At 70.2% G+C, this 16,647-nt stretch carries 11 protein-coding genes and 1 pseudogene; 3 read left to right on the top strand and 9 right to left on the bottom strand.

The genetic code is table 11. The annotated features are described in order from the left end of the window. Nucleotides 1-268 precede the first annotated feature (268 nt). The 9 genes from JHN63_RS41725 to JHN63_RS41685 form a co-directional block, all read right to left on the bottom strand. Complete coding sequence (locus JHN63_RS41725; RefSeq protein WP_200690342.1) at nucleotides 269-1,942, bottom strand: Ig-like domain repeat protein; 1,674 nt, start codon at nucleotides 1,940-1,942, stop codon at nucleotides 269-271. A 98-nt stretch (nucleotides 1,943-2,040) separates the two neighbouring features. Beyond that, a complete protein-coding gene (locus JHN63_RS41720) occupies nucleotides 2,041-3,018 on the bottom strand; it encodes a substrate-binding domain-containing protein (RefSeq protein WP_200690341.1) in 978 nt (325 codons plus the stop codon). Nucleotides 3,019-3,281: 263 nt separating this feature from the next. Further along, the gene (locus tag JHN63_RS41715) at nucleotides 3,282-5,735 is read right to left on the bottom strand and encodes a hypothetical protein (protein ID WP_200690340.1); all 2,454 of its coding nucleotides are present in this window, start codon (nucleotides 5,733-5,735) and stop codon (nucleotides 3,282-3,284) included. Continuing rightward, the gene (gene pstS / locus JHN63_RS41710) at nucleotides 5,735-7,441 is read right to left on the bottom strand and encodes a phosphate ABC transporter substrate-binding protein PstS (protein ID WP_200690339.1); all 1,707 of its coding nucleotides are present in this window, start codon (nucleotides 7,439-7,441) and stop codon (nucleotides 5,735-5,737) included. Before pstS ends, JHN63_RS41715 begins: the two co-directional genes overlap by 1 nt. Further along, entirely contained in the window at nucleotides 7,438-8,700 is a 1,263-nt protein-coding gene (gene pstA / locus JHN63_RS41705; protein WP_200690338.1) for a phosphate ABC transporter permease PstA, read from the bottom strand. Before pstA ends, pstS begins: the two co-directional genes overlap by 4 nt. A gap of 55 nt (nucleotides 8,701-8,755) precedes the next feature. Further along, complete coding sequence (gene pstC, locus JHN63_RS41700; RefSeq protein ID WP_200690337.1) at nucleotides 8,756-9,760, bottom strand: phosphate ABC transporter permease subunit PstC; 1,005 nt, start codon at nucleotides 9,758-9,760, stop codon at nucleotides 8,756-8,758. A gap of 204 nt (nucleotides 9,761-9,964) precedes the next feature. Next, a complete protein-coding gene (locus JHN63_RS41695; RefSeq protein WP_200690336.1) occupies nucleotides 9,965-10,315 on the bottom strand; it encodes a hypothetical protein in 351 nt (116 codons plus the stop codon). A gap of 297 nt (nucleotides 10,316-10,612) precedes the next feature. Further along, the gene (locus JHN63_RS41690) at nucleotides 10,613-12,259 is read right to left on the bottom strand and encodes a hypothetical protein (protein WP_200690335.1); all 1,647 of its coding nucleotides are present in this window, start codon (nucleotides 12,257-12,259) and stop codon (nucleotides 10,613-10,615) included. A 55-nt stretch (nucleotides 12,260-12,314) separates the two neighbouring features. Beyond that, nucleotides 12,315-12,992 (bottom strand): PH domain-containing protein, encoded by a 678-nt coding sequence (locus JHN63_RS41685; protein WP_200690334.1) that lies wholly within the window; start codon nucleotides 12,990-12,992, stop codon nucleotides 12,315-12,317. A 208-nt stretch (nucleotides 12,993-13,200) separates the two neighbouring features. Between JHN63_RS41685 and deoC the strand changes: the two genes are divergently transcribed. The 3 genes and pseudogenes from deoC (at nucleotide 13,201) to JHN63_RS41670 (ending at nucleotide 16,503) form a co-directional block, all read left to right on the top strand. After that, entirely contained in the window at nucleotides 13,201-14,157 is a 957-nt protein-coding gene (deoC, locus tag JHN63_RS41680; protein ID WP_200690344.1) for a deoxyribose-phosphate aldolase, read from the top strand. 6 nt (nucleotides 14,158-14,163) lie between these two features. After that, on the top strand, nucleotides 14,164-15,597 hold the full coding sequence (locus tag JHN63_RS41675) for an aldehyde dehydrogenase family protein (protein ID WP_234478475.1): 1,434 nt from the start codon (nucleotides 14,164-14,166) through the stop codon (nucleotides 15,595-15,597). Further along, nucleotides 15,590-16,503 (top strand): annotated as a pseudogene (locus JHN63_RS41670) (aldehyde dehydrogenase family protein). The gene JHN63_RS41675 and the pseudogene JHN63_RS41670 overlap by 8 nt, the downstream one beginning before the upstream one ends. Nucleotides 16,504-16,647 lie beyond the last annotated feature (144 nt).

Raw genomic sequence — 16,647 nt, 5'->3', positions numbered from 1 at the left:
GCGGGGTCTCCTGCCGCGGCGGGGCGGTCGGCGGTGGCGGACCGTCGGTCGGCGCCGACGCGTCGGCCGGGGGCGGGGCGAGCGTGGTCACGGGGTGCGCTCCTCGAAGCGGGACGGTTTCCTTCGTACGACGTCTCTCGTGCGATGTGTCGTGCGATGTGTCGTGTACGGCGTCTCGTGCGATGTCTCTCGTACGGCGGGCGGGTGTCGGGTGGGGCCGGGGCGCGTCGGTGTGCGCTCCCGGCCCCACCCGGAACTGCCCGGCCGGTCAGCGGTGTTGCGGGGTGTCGCCGGTGCCGAAGGTCAGCAGGCCCTTGCGGCGCATGTGGAGGACGAGCGCCGAGCCGGCGGCGAGGAACGCGAGCGAGGCCAGGCCGATCGCGCCGACCTGGGCACCGGTGGCCGCCATGGAGCCGGAACCGGAGCTGGTGCCGCTGTCCCCTCCGGTGCTGCCGCCGGTGTCCGAACCGCCGTCGGTGGAACCGTCGGTGGGCGTGCCACCGGAGGCCGTGTCGGACGGGGTGGGCGAGGGGGAATCGCCGGCGTCGTCGCCGGTGGTGAACGCGAAGGCGACGCTGTGGCCGTCGGTCCTGTCCTCGGCGAGGGTCAGCGTGTGGTCGCCGTCGGCGATGCCGCTGGGCACGGTGAACGCGTAACTGTCCACGGTTCCGGCGGAGTTGGCGGTGGCGTCGGCGAAGGTCGCGTCGCTGTCGGCGAGGGTGACCTTGACGGCGGCGCTCGCGGTGTAGCCGCGGGCGGTGATCTTCACCTTCTGGCCGGCGTCGAGGGCTGGGTTCGTGCCGAGGTCGTTGCCGTCCTCGTCGGTCACCGTGAAGTCGGGGTTCTCGGTGACGGTGGGGCTGGGGCTGGAGGTGGCCGCGTCGGTGCTGACGAACTTCAAGGAGGCGTAGATGCCCGTCTTCTCGGAGAGCTGGAGGGCGTGGTCGCCGTTGGGCAGTTGGTCGGGCACGGTGAACGCGTAGTCCGCTACGGCCCCGTCGGCGTTCACGGTGACGTCGGGGTAGGTCGCGGTGGAGTCGCTCAGGGTCACGTGAACGGCGGCCGCCGGAGTGAAGCCCTTGACGGTGACCTTCACCTTCTGGCCGATGGCCAGCGTGGGATCGGCCCCGAGGTCCTTGCCGTCGGCGTCCTTGGCGGAGACGATGTAGTCGATGGTCGCGCTCCCGGTCGCCGAGGCGCTGGAGTAGGCGTCGGCATCGGTGGGGGTGAACTCGGCGCTGAACGGCAGGAGTCCACCGATCGCGGGTGCCTTGACCGTGAGTTCGGCCGTGCCGTTGGTGGCCGGTGCCGTGCCGAGCGAGGTGTCACCGCTCTTGAACTCCACGGAACCGGCCGCGGCGGCGGGCGACACCGTGGCGGTGAGCTTGAGGTCGCCGCCCACGGGAACGCCGGAGGGCGCGCTCACGGCGAGGGTCGTGGCCTGCTGTTCGAGCAGGGACCAGGTGTCGCCCGTGACCCGGATCTTGGCGAGGAAGCGGTCGGCGGTCGTGCTGGTGCCGCAGGTCAGGACCGTCGTGTACGTGCCGTCGTACGGTGCGGTGAGCCCGGCGCTCGCCAGTTGCGTCTGAAGGCTCTTGCCCGTGATGGCCCCGAGGCCCACCGTGAACGGGTCCGCTCCGACGCCGGTCTTCGCCGTCGACTGGGCGAGGGGCAGGAGGGTGGTCGCGCTCGCCGGACTCACCAGCCTGAGCAGCACCGTCGCCGCGGTGGTCAGATTGCAGCCGGTGCTCGTGGTGACGGACGTGGTCATGGGGATGTCCGTGATGTTTCCCGTGGCCGGGCTGACCGTGAACTTGCCGAGGTCCGTGGCGGCGTGGGCCCGGCCCGAGAAGGCGAGGACCCCGGCCAGGGCGGCGAACAGCAACGCGCAGCTGGTCAACAGCGCCACGGGTGATCTGAGGTGTGCGAGACGGTGATTCATTGGGTGGTCCCCCCACGGGGTTTCGGTCGTGGATGAGTACGCCGACAGGGCCGGACACCCGCTGGGTGCCCGGCCGTTGTGCGGCTATGAGTCGGTGATCAGCTCTCGCCCTTGAGGGTCGTGCTGCCGCAGTCGCTGCCGAGGGTGCCGAAGCCGTAGTTGGTGATGGTGGCGGTGTTCGCGCAGACCTTCGAGGCGGTGCCCACGAAGGTGTCCGCGATCAACGCGTTCGACAGGTTGGCGGTCGGGACGACGTTGTAGACGTTCCGCAGGTAGGGGAAGCTCAGGTTCAGCGTGTTGTCGTCGTTCCGCGCGGTGACGCCGCCCACGGAGCCGAGCACGGCGTCGCCGCGACGGTCGTCGACGACGAAGGTCTCCTGGGCGGTGTACTGGGCCACCGAGTACGGGAAGATGTCGCCGGCGCTGTCGATCGCCGAGCCGTCGTTCTCCTGGATCGTGGAGTTCGAGGTGACGCAGGAGCCGGGGGTCGTCACGCCGATGGAGCTGAGGAAGAAGGCGCGGGTGCCCGAGGCCGACTGCGGCAGGATCGGGGTGAGGGTGACACCGTTGAGCGTGGTCAGGGTGCACTCGTAGATCGCCTTGAGCTGGGCGGTCGTCAGGGTGTCGGGCAGCGCGCTGCCGTCCTGCTTCACCCAGGACACCGCGTCCTTGGCGTACGGGATGAAGGTCAGGTCCGTGGTGGTGGTGTTGTTCGGACCGCGCGAGGAACGGGCGAAGTCCACACAGCCGGTGGAGCCGTCGATGGCGGCGTTGAGGGCCGTGATGCCGGCGCCGGAGCCGTCAGGACGGTTGATCGTGCAGGTGCCGGTCGACTTGGTGGTGATCGTGCTGGAGCCGGTGGCATTCCACGAGGCGATGACCTTGCCGCTGCTGTTGGTGATCGCGTCGCCCAGGGCGTTCACGACGTCCTGGGTCGTGTCGGAGCCGACACCGGCGAGCTGACGGTAGTCGGTGGCCGAGCTGGGGTCCGCGTAGGCGGGGGCGGCCAGGGCACCGAGGCCCAGGGCAACCGCACCGACACCGGCACCGATACGCAGGCGGGTCTTGACGTTCACTTGAGTTCTCCTCCGTGGAAACGGATCGAGCAAAGGACGTACAAGCGGAAGACGTACAAGCAAAATCCGGATCTCTTTCGCCGCCGACCCGTCGGCCGGCCACGCAGAACAATTCCGTAGAATCGCTTCCCGAGGCCACCAATTCCAGCCGGTCATCAGGTTACGACTCCATTTCCTAAGTGACTCCAAGGGAATTCACTCGGCGGTGTGCGGATTTCCCGGGGCGTGAATGCGTCCCGGGGAATCCGGAAACTCCGGGAGGTTCAGCCGGCGGCCGCCTTGCGGCGCGTCGAGAACCGCAGCATGACCGGGCCCGCGAGGGCGGCCGCTCCGCCGGCGACGAGGACACCGAGCAGCACCCAGCGGACCGTCCCGAGCACGTCCGACGGGGTGTAGCCGCCGGACTGGGCCACGTTCTGCTTGGCCGGGTCGGTCTCCGTCGGACCGGCGGAGGGCCGGGGGGTGGCCGACGCGTCGGCGCCGGCGCTCGACGTCCCGGTGGAGCCGGTGCCGGTGGCGCCGGTGGTGCCGCCGTCCGTGCCGCCCGCCGCCGAGCCGCCGCTGCCGGTGCCGCTCACGTCGTCGCCTCCACCGGACGTACCACTGGAGGACTCGTCGGCGTCCGGCACGCCCTTCTCCAACCGGTCCGCCGCCTGCTTCGCCTGCGCGCGCAGCGCCGTGGGCAACGGGGCGTATCCGTACGGCAGTCGGCCCTTCGCGGTGCCCTGGGTCTGGCCGTCGCCGGCCGCGTAGCGCATCACCTTGGCGTAGTCGAGCCGGGCGTCCTCGGCCTGGTCGAGGGAGGCCGCCGCATAGACCACGGCGGTCAGCGGATAGGCGCCGTCCTTCATCCTGGTGGGATCGGACGACTTGACGCCGGCCACATCCGAGTCGGGCATGTCGGCGACCGCCTTGAGCAGGGACTCGTCGGTCGGCAGGACGTACTCGCCGTCGGCGTTCGCCAAGGCGGCGGCGCCCAGTTGGTAACGGACCGCGGACGCGTTGTCCACCACACCGAACTGGCGCTGCTTCGTCGGAATCGGACGGCCCACCAGCGTCATTTTCGGCAGCCCGTCGACAACGGTGCAGTCGAACGAGGTGCCGATGTCACCACGGCGTACCTTCAGTGCCCCGTCGTGCATGTCATTGACATAGGGCACCACGTCCAGTCCGGTGTACGTGGTCGTCACGGGAGTGCTGCTGCCCCCGCAGTTCGTCGTCGTCGGCGCGATGTCCGCCTTGGGGAAGAAATCCAGGGAATCCGAGATCACCCCGCCCTCGTACGCGGGGTTGACCTTCATTCCCCAGGCATCGGCTTTCCCTGCGATGAATTCCCGTGCGTCGGTGTTCGCCAGAATGTATTTCCACACCAGCCTGGCGGAGTCGGTGTTGGCCAGGGTCACGGCCAGACCCAAGGGGGCGTTGGTGGCCGCCTGACCCGCGAGACCGGGATTGAGCCGGAGGAATTCCGGGTCCTTGATGATGGAATCCGGATTGCCGGAGAGGTGGTCGGGAACCGTGCTGCCCGGCCTGACCAGGCTGAAGGGGTACGACTGGGTGAGCACCTTGGCCAGCAGTCTCTGGTTGAGCTTGAGCTGCGTCAGCGGCCGGCTGCCGCCCGTCGCGTCGTACATCCAGACGAAACCGATGGTCAGCCCCGTGACCGCGACAGGCGCGTGGACCACCTGAGCCGTCCCGTCGACCGGCTCGACGGGATCCAGCGTCATGGCGAGCCCTGCCTCCGAGTCGCCCGAGGCCACGGCGTCCCGAGCCTGCTGCTCACTGGACTGGGTGTAGTTGAACCGGTACGTGCCGGTCTTGCACAGCGCGCTCTGCCACGACGTGATGACGTCGGTGGCCAGTTCGGAACCCATGATTCCGCGCTCGGGCTTGTCCGTGTCGCAGTTGTCCGTGACCGGCGCGAAGTCGAGTCGGAACACGATGCGCTGGTCCCAGTTCGACTTGCTGAGCGCGGAGGAGACCTGACTGCCCAACTGGTGCTGCTGCCCGTTGGGGTCGCGCGTGCCGCGGGGCACCACCACCAGCCAGCACGGCTGGATGGTGCCGGCCGAGGTGGTGCGGGCGCCGCAGCCCAGGGCGGGTTGTTCCATGGCCGACTTCAGCTCGAACGACGTGTCGCCGCCGCCGTCACCGTCGTTCGGCAGGAACGCTACGGCGCCGGTGTCCCCGTCGGTGAAATAGGTGGTGTCCGTGCTGCTCGTGGTGGCGTCGCCCTGTCCCGAGACCGGCTGGAACGGCACATAGTGGTCGCCGTTCCTGTCGACCGGAGTCGAGGCCGCGGCATCCAGCGGGTCACCGACCGAGTTGCTGCTCTGGTACACGGACCGGCTGTTCCCCGCCTGCGCACCCGCCGCCAGCCCGAACTCGCACTGGGTACGGTCCGGCCCGGAGCCCGAGTCCCCCCAACACTGCATGACCGACAGGAAGTTCGTCTGATCGTTGGTGGACGGATCCCCGCCCGTCCACGTCACCCGCACGCCCTGCCCGGTCAGGTCCTTCGTCTGATGCACCGTGACCTTGAGATGCGAGAAGTCGTCGCCGTACGTCCCCTTCGCCCCGCTCTCGGTCACCGCCGAACTCTCGGCGGTCGCCGCCTGCGCCTGGTCCGCTCCCCGGGGCAGCGGCAGCACCGCCAGCACCAGGGCGGACAGCAGGCAGCCCACGCCCGCCCTCACCCGTGTCGTACGGCGTCTCATCAGAACTCCCTCTTGCGGCGCGAACGGGCCGCCAGCGTCCGCGCGGTGAGCGGTGGTCCGACGACCACCGCGAGCAGCAGTACGGCCGACAGGGCCATCAGGGCGCCGCGCATCCCGAGGCTGTTGTCGGAGGCGAGCGCCACGGGGTTGGCCACGACGGACGTGTCGCCGCCGGTGCCGGAGCCGGTCCCGTCGCCGCTGACCACCTCGCCGGTGTCGGGGTCGACGGAGGCCCCGGAGGTGCCGCCGGCCGCGGCGCTCGCGTTGGCGCCGGGCGTGCCGTCGCCGTTGGTGTCCGTGCCCGCGGTGCCGCCCGTGGCGGAGGAACCGCCCGAAGTCGAGCCGCCGGTCGAGGAGTTGGAGCCGCCCGAGGTGCTACCGCCGTTGGCCGCGGGCTTCACCGGGGTGTCGGTGCCCGCCGCGCCGGCCGTGCCGGTGGTGCACTGCGTCGTCCCCTTCTTGTCGCAGGCCTTGGGGTAAGGGGCGTTCTTGATCAGGGTGTTGACGCCGCCGGAGAAGGTGGGGTTGCGGCAGTCGTTGATGTTGATGGAGCCGGTGGGCGCGCCCGGGACCTTGCGGATCTGGTCGAAGCCCGCCTCGACGAGGTTCTTCGGCAGCGGCGAGTAACCCAGGTCGTCCGCCTGCTGCTGTCCGTCGCACAGGAAGTAACGGGCGAACGTGCCGAGGGAGTTGCCCTTGGCGGTGGTGAAGCCCGCCTCGACCTTCGTCGGCAGGATCATGTAGCTGTAGCTGGAGAGCGGATAGGTGCGGGCGTCCGCGTTGGTGTAGACGCTGTCGAGGATCTGGGTCAGGTAGTTCGAGGACTGCTGGTTCTGGTTGATCTCAGCCTTGGTCAGGGCCACCGCCACGCTCGCCGCGGTGGGCTCGACGTAGTAGTTGTCCTTGTTGAGCACCTTGGCCACCGGGAAGCCGGTGTTCTTGGCGTAGGAGTACTCGACGTAGGTGATCGCGCCCTCGCCCGAGGGCTGGCGGACGTGCCCGGAGACGCCGAGCGAGCCGGACTTGGAGACCATCGTGGAGCCGCTGAGCAGCGGGTAGAACGAGGTCATGCCGCAGTTGCCGCTACCGCGCCCGGTGCGGGAGCAGTAGTCGCTCCACAGGGCGGGGTACTGCTTGGACATCCAGGTGGTGAACTGCGCGCTGGTGCCCGAGCCGTCGGAGCGGACGACCGGGACGATCGCGCGGGCCGGCATGGTCAGGCCGGGGTTGTCGGCGGAGATCGCCGGGTCGTTCCAGCGGGTGATCTTCCCGGTGAAGATCTTGGTCAGTACGTCCCCGGAGAGCCGCAGGTTGGTGACCATCTTGCCGTTGATCTTGAGGTTGTACATGAACGCCGTACCGCCGGCCACGATCGGCATATAGGCGTAGCCGCGGCTCGGCGGGACCTCGGTGACGCCCTGCTCCTTGAGGCCGTAGGGGATCTCGGAGACCGCGAAGTCGACGGTGTTGTTCTTGAACTGCTGGCGGCCCTGTGAGGAGCCGTTGGCCGAGAAGTTCACCGTCATGCCGTAGTTGGCCTTGACGTTGCGGACCCACTGCTGGACCGCGTTGGAACTCCAGGTCGAACCGGAGCCGGTGATCTTCGCGTAGGAGGCGGCCGCGGCGGACGGTGGCTGGACGGCGAGCACGGCACACAGCAGTGACAGCACGGTGGCCGCCAGACGGAGACGAGTGGCGGGTTTCACGACGAACTCCCTTTATCGGTAAGGGCGTTGGTGCTCGGAGTGGAAGCGGTGGGCGCCGGGCGCTCGGCGAATCGACGCGCGTCACGCCGGGACGCGAGGACGCGCCGGTGTTCCTGACGGCGGCTCAACTGGCCGGGTCCGCGGCCGCCGACGATGCGCGCGGCCACGAACAGCAGCAGCACCAGCGTCATCAGCAGGGCGGCCGTACCGAATCCGCGCGAAATCATGTTCGGCTCGGGCGACTTGACGAACTCGAAGGTGACGAGCGGCAGGGAGACCATCGGGTCGTGCAGCGGATTGAGGTTGAGGTCGTTGGTGTAGCCCGAGGTCAGCAGCACCGGTGAGGTCTCGCCGATACCGCGCGCGGTGCCGAGGATCACGGCGGTGGTCAGCCCCGAGCGGCAGGTCGGCAGGACCACGTGCCACACCGTGCGCCAACGGCTGGTCCCCATCGCGTAGCTGGCCTCGCGCAGGGTGCCGGGCACCAGCCGGATGACGACGTCGGCGGCCCGGATGATGATCGGCAGCATCATCACCGAGAGGGCGAGACCGGCGGCGAGACCGGACTGGCCCAGACCGAGGCCCAGGATCACGGTGGCGTAGATGAACAGGCCCGCGACGATCGACGGCAGCGCGGTCATCGCCTCGACGATGGTGCGCACGAACCGGGCGTAGCCGCCGGGCACTTCGGTGAGGAACACCGCGCAGACCAGTCCGGCCGGCACGGTGATCAGCAGTGCGATGGTGATCATGATCAGGGTGCCGGCCGCCGCGTGCAGCGCCCCGCCCACGCTGAGCGGCTCCAGCGGTCCCGCCAGGTGCATGTCCTGGGTGAAGAAGTTCAGGTGCGTCAGCGCCTTGCGGCCCTCGACCAGCGCGTACACGACGACGAACACGAGGATCACGACCAGCAGCACGCCCATCGACCGTACGACCGCTGCCGCGATGCGGTCGACGACCGCGGGCCCGTCCTCGTCGAAGGAGACCAGCAGGGCGTAGATCAGCAGGAAGAGGCCGTAGGCCAGGACGACGAAGCCGACCGCGCCGTTGAAGGGGAGCAGCCGGACGAACAGCAGCCAGGTCAGCGAGAGCGCGGAGGCGGCGGCGCCGACGACGGCGTACAGGTCGGTGGCGCGCAGCCGGGTCAGGGCGCGGCGGCGCTCCCCGCCCGGTCCGGTGCCGCGCGCGAGGCCCGGCAGGGTGGTGCGCGGGCGGCCGGTCGCCTGACGCGCGCCGGGCGCTTCAGGGGCAACGGTCATGGTCGCTCATTCCTGTGTGGCGTACCGAGGTCGAGGAAACGGACGAGGGCCGTCGTCAGGCGTCGCTCGTCGCGCCCGAGCGCGAGCGGGCGACGATCGAGGAGGCCGCGAAGTTGACGATCAGCGTCATGAGGAACAGCGCGAATCCGGCCGCCATCAGCGCGGACATGCCGAACTCGCTGGCCTCGCCGTAGTGCAGCGCGATCAGCGAGGCGATCGAGCTGGTCCCGGACTGAAGGACGTGCCACTGGATGTCGAAGGTCACCGAGATGATCATGAAGATGGCGATGGTCTCGCCGAGCGCCCGGCCGAGCCCGAGCATGGTGCCGCCGATCATCCCGCCGCGCCCGAAGGGCAGCACGACGCTGCGGATCATGCCCCAGCGGGTAGCGCCGAGCGCGTAGGCGCCCTCGCGCTCACCGGCGGGGGCCTGCGAGAAGACCTCGCGCATGATCGAGCAGACGATCGGCGCGATCATCATGCCGACGACCAGGCCCGCGATGAACGTCGAGGACGTGTACAGGCTCTCGGGCGCGAGCGGGTCGGCCGGGTCGGCGCCCCGCACGTCGAAGACCGGGATCCAGCCGAAGTAGGTGGAGATCCAGCGGGCGACCGGCAGCACCTTGTCCTGGAGGAAGAACACCCCCCACAGGCCGTAGACCACGGACGGTACGGCGGCCATCAGGTCGACGGTGCTGATCAGCGTCCGGCGCAGCCGGGCCGGCGCGTACTCCGAGATGTACAGGGCCGCGCCGGTGGCCAGGGGTACGGCGACCAGGACGGCGACGATCGCGATCAGCACGGTCCCGACGAGCACGGCCGCGATGCCGAAGTTGCCCTGGTCCGGGGCCCATTGGGCGGTGGTGAGGAAGGACCAGCCGGCCTTGTCCAGCGCCAGCCAGGCCCGGTAGAGCAGAAAGCCGCCGACCAGCAGCATGACGCCCAGCACGAAGGTGCCGCCGGAACGCAGCACTACGCGGAAGATCCGGTCGGGCAGACCCGGGTCGGCGTACAGGCGTCTCGGCACGTCGTCGCCGGGCCCGGCCGCGAGAGCGGTCACGGGCTGCGGCTGTCTGGTTCGTCTCGGCACAGGCACGGCCCCGACGCTCCGGGCCCGCGATTGACTTGCTCACCCCGAGGTGTGAACGAGAGGTGCCCTGGGGGCAACAACCGTTGCGCGGGCCCCGCACACCCCATGGACAACTCGCCCAGGGGCGGTATCAGTTGACGAATACACCGGCAGGACAGGTAAGTTGACTGGAAGTCAGCTACTGTCCCCGAATAACTCGGGCCCCGCGCCCACCAGTTCGGGCAGCATCGCGCGGAAGCGGTCGTAGGCGGCACGGCAGGTGGCATGGCGCTCATAGGTGCGCGCCGCCCCGGCCAGATGCCGTCCGGACGTCTCCCACACCACCCACACCCAGCCGCCACCGCCGGTGCTGTGCTGGATGCCACCGCCCATCTCGGCATGGCGCGAGCACAGCCGTACGAAGGCCGTACGACATCGTTCATGGCTGTCGTGCGAGGTCAGCGACACCGCCACCGACCTCCCGTTGGGGGCGACCAGCCGCCAGCCGAATCCGCCCCGACCGTCGATGTCGATCAGACATCTCATGCCCACCACCGGGACGACAGGTCTTGCCGTCTCGCCGGACCGCTCCATGTCCCCACCCCTGCCGCCCATCGTTGAGTAAAACCCGCAGGTACGGCGCTATGGACGGCACCAGCAATCTACTGAGGCGGAGGTGAACGGGACGAGACAAACGTGACGGGCGGGCACACGCTTCATGTCGAAGTATCCCCTAGGTAACCCCTAGGACAGGCACAGAGAAAGCGCTCACCTCGCACTCGGGACAACGTTGCCAATAGGGGACGGAAGCGTCGGCATGGGGGCACCGCAGCGCAACCACGGTCAGGACAGCCACCGGGTGACGAGCAGCGCGATCCAGGCGGTACAGAGGACCACCGCGAACGGCCACAGCGGGCGCCCGCGCTCCTTCTCCCCGCTCTCGCCGGTGGGGCGCAGGGCGGGGTCGGCGATCATCGCGGAGAGTTCGGCGGCGATGGCGTCGTAGGGGTGGATCAGTCCGCGCCTGCGTTGCAGCCAGGGCCAGCGGGGCGCCGAGAGATCCCAGTGGTCGCCGTCGCGCACCCGCAGTTGCAGCTCGAACGCCTCCCGGCGGGCCGAGCGGAGGTCGTCCCAGGGGACATGGCGCGGCCCGCGCAGTTGGTTCAGCCAGAGGCCGGTGCGGTCGGCGGTGATGCGCCAGCGCAGTTTCCGGGGGACGAGGGTGGCGCCCATGAGACCGCAGAGGAGCACCAGGGTCCCCATCCAGTAGCCCGGATCGTCCATCACCGCGAAGACCGAGCAGCCCCACAGCACCGTCAGGAAGCCCCCCAGCCAGTCCACCGGCCCCGCCCGCCAGCGCCGTACCGGCACCACGGTGATCCCCGCCCGCACGGTCGCGGCCAGTTCCTCGTCCCGTGCCTTGTTCCTTGCCGCCCGGACCGCCGCCCGCGCCTCCCGGGCGGTCCGCCGCCGCGCGGCCCCCGCCGCCAACGGCCGTACGGGACCGGTCGACCACTGCGTCACCGGCGGCTCGCCGGCCTCCTCCGCCGCGCCGACCAGCAGGATCTCGGCGCCGTCGGCGGGGGTGCCGTACAGGACCGCCTCGCGCAGGGGAGTGTGCTCGCCGGACTTGGGCGGCGCGTCGAGGAGTTCCTCGATCTCCTCCAGGTCCTCTTCCTCGTCCGCCTCGTCGTCGACCGCCGCCCTCGTCGCGACCGTGAACAGGGGCCGTAGCGCTGCCGTGTCGTCCGTCCCGTAGACCACGGTGTCCTCGTGGTCGTCCTTGCCCACGAGGACGCGCAGGACGGGCGCGGGGGCCTTGCGCAGGGCGAGCGCGCGGTGGCGGCCGAGGGCTCCGGAGAGGAGCAGGGTGAGGGCCAGCCCGGCCAGGAACAGGCCGATCGCGACCGCCTCCCGGCGGTCGTCCGCCCACAGACCCGAAGTGGCGAGCAGGACGACACCCGGTACGGCCACCACGGCCCCGAAGCGCAGGAACAGCCCGCCGCGCCGCACCGGACCGTCCACGTCCGGCAGCGGGGCGGTGACCCCGTCGGTCGCCGCCAGGGCGCTCCGCCGCTGGCCGGCACGCGCGCGTGCCCGTAGCTCGGTGGCCGTCACGGGGGCCAGGACCAGCAGGGCGGCGCACACCCGGACCGGCCACGACAGCTCGCTCCAGCGCACCGCGACCACCACGACCAGGACCGGGGCGGCGAACCGTACGAGCTCCGGACGCCACAGCCACCACACGACCTGGAGCGGCAGCAGCGCGATCAGTTCCGGGGGCAGGTCCGTCGTCGTCAGCAGGGCGGGAGCGACCAACAGGGCGCACCAGACGGCCAGTTCGACGGCCCACCGGCGCGGCCGCACCGGCACCCACCACGGCACCGCCGCGTCGGCCCACACGCGCGCGTGCTCCCCGTTCCAGGCCGCGCACCCGTCGGGTATCGCGGAAACGGGCAGCGAGGACGGCTCCTGGACGTTCGTGGTCATGACATCCCAGGGGTGTGTGGGTGGAGACGTGTGAGTGGGGGCGGAGCGCGTACGGTCAGCCCGTCGCCAGCAGGATGGCCAGCACCACGGCCCCCGCGAGCGCCGGCGCGATCACCTCGTACGCCCAGCGCACGGTGACCTCGCCCTGCGCCGACTCGTGCTGCCCCTGGCTCTCCAGCAGCTCGCGCAGATCGGTCATGATCTGGTCGGACTCCGCGCGCGTGGGCCCGCCCTGTAGGGCGCCGCCGCCCAGGCCGCCGCCGAACGTGCCCGTCCGGCCGCCGGAACCGAGCAGCCCCGGCCTGCCGCCGCGCTGCCCGCCGGTCGCCTCCGACATGGCCCGCGCCTCGCGCCGCGCGGCCTTCTTGCGGGCGCGCAGCGAGACCGGGACCGCCCACAGCTGGAACTTGGCGCCCGTGTTCGTGAGGACCTCGTTCGAGTAGCCGGAGCGCAGGACGGCGACCTCGGCCCAGGGCAGCACGACGATCCGGAACGGATTGCGGATCCGGAGGCGCTCCAGGTTGGCGTACACCGCCGGGCGGAGGGTGAACGCCACGATCAGCGGTACGGCCAGGATCAGGCCGGCGAGGGCGAGCCACGGGGAGCGGCCGTGGCCGGTGAACAGGGCGTCGATACCGAGCCAGCCGACGATGGCCAGGAGGAGGACACCGCCGACGATGCCCGCGTGGGAGCGGTACGTCCGGTCTGTGGGCTCGGCTTGCGGGGTCGTCATAGTGCCGATTCTGCCTCAGCCCTTCGCCTTCTCGCCGTGGGGGACCTGTTGCGTTCGCGACTACGGCTGCGCTGTTGCCCGCGCCCACGCGGCGGAGCCGCATGGAGACACGGCCCCGCGCCCCTACGGGGTGCGCCTCAGCGGTACTCCAAGCTTGCCCCCTGGGCTATACAGCCGCTACGCGCGTAGATATGCTCGTCTGGTGACCATGCCCACCACTGCACCTCCTGCACACGCACTCGGCGAGGTGACGGCGTCGGACAGTACGCTGCGCCGTTTCCTCCACGGGCTGCCCGGCGTCGACGCGGTCGGCCTGGAGGCGCGCGCCGCCTCGCTCGGGACCCGTTCCATCAAGACCACCGCGAAGGCGTACGCCATCGACCTCGCCATCTCGATGGTCGACCTGACGACGCTGGAAGGCGCGGACACCCCCGGCAAGGTCCGGGCGCTCGGCGCCAAGGCGGTCCGCCCCGACCCGACCGACCGGACGAGCCCCTCGACCGCGGCCGTCTGTGTCTATCCCGACATGGTGGCCACCGCGAAGGAGGCCGTCGCCGGTTCCTCCGTGAAGGTCGCCTCCGTCGCCACCGCCTTCCCGGCCGGCCGTGCCGCGCTCGACGTGAAGCTGGCCGACGTGCGCGACGCGGTCGCCGCCGGCGCCGACGAGATCGACATGGTCATCGACCGCGGGGCGTTCCTCTCGGGCCACTACATGAAGGTCCACGACGAGATCGTCGCCGTGAAGGAGGCCTCGGGCGCCGCCCGGCTGAAGGTCATCTTCGAGACCGGCGAGCTGTCGACGTACGACAACATCCGCCGCGCGAGCTGGCTCGGCATGCTGGCCGGCGCGGACTTCATCAAGACGTCGACGGGCAAGGTCGCCGTCAACGCGACGCCCGCGAACACCCTGTTGATGCTGGAGGCGGTGCGTGACTTCCGCGCGCAGACCGGCGTCCAGGTCGGGGTGAAGCCCGCGGGCGGTATCCGTACCTCCAAGGACGCCGTCAAGTTCCTGGTCATCGTCAACGAGACGGCGGGCGAGGACGGGCTGGACAACCACTGGTTCCGCTTCGGCGCGTCCTCGCTCCTGAACGACCTGCTGATGCAGCGTCAGAAGCTGGCCACCGGCCGCTATTCCGGCCCCGACTACGTGACGGTGGACTGATCCATCATGGCTACCTTTGACTACGCACCGGCGCCCGAGTCCCGCTCGGTCGTCGACATCGCGCCTTCCTACGGCCTGTTCATCGACGGCGAGTTCACCGAGGCGGCCGAGGGCAAGGTCTTCAAGACCGTCTCCCCCTCCACCGAAGAGGTCCTGTCCGAGATCGCCCAGGCGGGCGAGGCGGACGTCGACCGCGCGGTGAAGGCCGCCCGCAAGGCCTTCGAGAAGTGGTCGGCGCTGCCCGGCTCCGAGCGCGCCAAGTACCTCTTCCGCATCGCCCGGATCATCCAGGAGCGCAGCCGCGAACTGGCCGTCCTGGAGACCCTGGACAACGGCAAGCCCATCAAGGAGACGCGCGACGCCGACCTCCCCCTGGTCGCCGCGCACTTCTTCTACTACGCGGGCTGGGCCGACAAGCTGGACCACGCCGGCTTCGGCGCGAACCCCCAGCCCCTCGGTGTCGCGGGCCAGGTCATCCCCTGGAACTTCCCCCTCCTGATGCTGGCCTGGAAGATCGCCCCGGCCCTCGCGACCGGCAACACGGTCGTCCTGAAGCCCGCCGAGACGACCCCTCTCTCGGCGCTCTTCTTCGCGGACATCTGCCGCCAGGCCGGCCTCCCCAAGGGTGTCGTCAACATCCTTCCGGGATACGGCGATGCGGGCGCCGCGCTCGTCGCGCACCCGGACGTCAACAAGGTCGCGTTCACCGGCTCGACGGCGGTCGGCAAGGCGATCGCGCGCCAGGTGGCGGGCACGACCAAGAAGGTCACCCTCGAACTCGGCGGCAAGGGCGCGAACATCGTCTTCGACGACGCCCCCATCGACCAGGCCGTCGAGGGCATCGTCACCGGCATCTTCTTCAACCAGGGCCAGGTGTGCTGCGCGGGCAGCCGACTTCTCGTACAGGAGTCGATCCAGGACGAGTTGATGGACTCGCTGAAGCGCCGGCTGTCGACCCTGCGCCTCGGTGACCCGCTGGACAAGAACACGGACATCGGCGCGATCAACTCCGCCGAGCAGCTCTCCCGGATCACCTCGCTCGTCGAGCAGGGCGAGGCGGAGGGCGCCGAGCGCTGGTCCCCGGAGTGCGAACTCCCGTCCTCCGGCTACTGGTTCGCCCCGACGCTCTTCACGAACGTCACCCAGGCGCACACCGTCGCCCGCGACGAGATCTTCGGCCCGGTGCTGTCGGTGCTGACCTTCCGCACGCCCGACGAGGCGGTCGCGAAGGCCAACAACAGCCAGTACGGCCTCTCCGCCGGCATCTGGACCGAGAAGGGCTCCCGCATCCTCGCCGTCGCGAGCAAGCTGCGCGCGGGCGTCATCTGGTCCAACACGTTCAACAAGTTCGACCCGACCTCGCCGTTCGGCGGCTACAAGGAGTCGGGCTTCGGCCGCGAGGGCGGTCGCCACGGCCTGGAGGCGTACCTCGATGTCTGAGCAGAACCGTCTGAGCGTCTTCAAGACCTACAAGCTGTACGTCGGGGGCAAGTTCCCGCGGAGCGAGAGCGGCCGGGTGTACGAGGTGACCACGCAGACATCAGCCGCTAACGCGGCGGGCAAGGGCAAGTGGCTCGCGAACGCACCGCAGTCCTCCCGCAAGGACGCCCGTGACGCGGTCGTGGCGGCCCGCAAGGCGTTCGGCGGCTGGTCCGGCGCGACGGCCTACAACCGGGGCCAGATCCTCTACCGCGTCGCCGAGATGCTGGAGGGCCGCAAGGACCAGTTCGTGCGCGAAGTGGCGGACGCGGAGGGCTGTCGAAGGCGAAGGCCGCCGCGGTCGTGGACGCGGCGATCGACCGCTGGGTCTGGTACGCGGGCTGGACCGACAAGATCGCCCAGGTGGTCGGCGGCGCGAACCCGGTGGCGGGCCCGTTCTTCAACCTCTCCTCCCCCGAGCCCACGGGAGTGGTCACCGTCCTGGCCCCCCAGAAGTCGTCGTTCCTCGGGCTGATCTCGGTGGTCGCCCCGGTGATCGCGACCGGCAACACGGCCGTCGTCATCGCGAGCGAGAACTCCCCGCTCCCCGCACTGTCGTTGGGCGAGGTCCTGGCCACCTCCGACCTGCCCGGCGGTGTCGTCAACATCCTCTCCGGGAGGACGGCGGAGATCGCGGCTCCCCTCGCCGCCCACCAGGACGTCAACGCGATCGACCTCGCGGGCGCGGACGACGTACTGGCGAAGGAGCTGGAGATCGCGGCGGCGGACAACCTCAAGCGGGTTCTCCGTCCACAGCCTGTGGATTACAACGAGACTCCGGGCATCGACCGCCTGACAGCCTTCCTGGAGACGAAGACGGTCTGGCACCCGACGGGTTCGCTGGGAGCAGGCGGCTCCTCGTACTAGGCAGGCCGAAGGCCACGCCTCAGGGGCGCGGGGCGGTATTCAATCTGCGGCTCCGCCGCGCGGGCGCAACCAGCCACAACGGGCCCGCACCCGGCAGCGAGACGCAGTTCCCCGAACCGCCCCGCACCCGCTCACCCCCCGAGC

Source organism: Streptomyces sp. MBT65 (assembly GCF_016612545.1).
Classification (GTDB): Bacteria; Actinomycetota; Actinomycetes; order Streptomycetales; family Streptomycetaceae; genus Streptomyces.
This window is presented reverse-complemented; position numbering and strand designations above follow the sequence as displayed.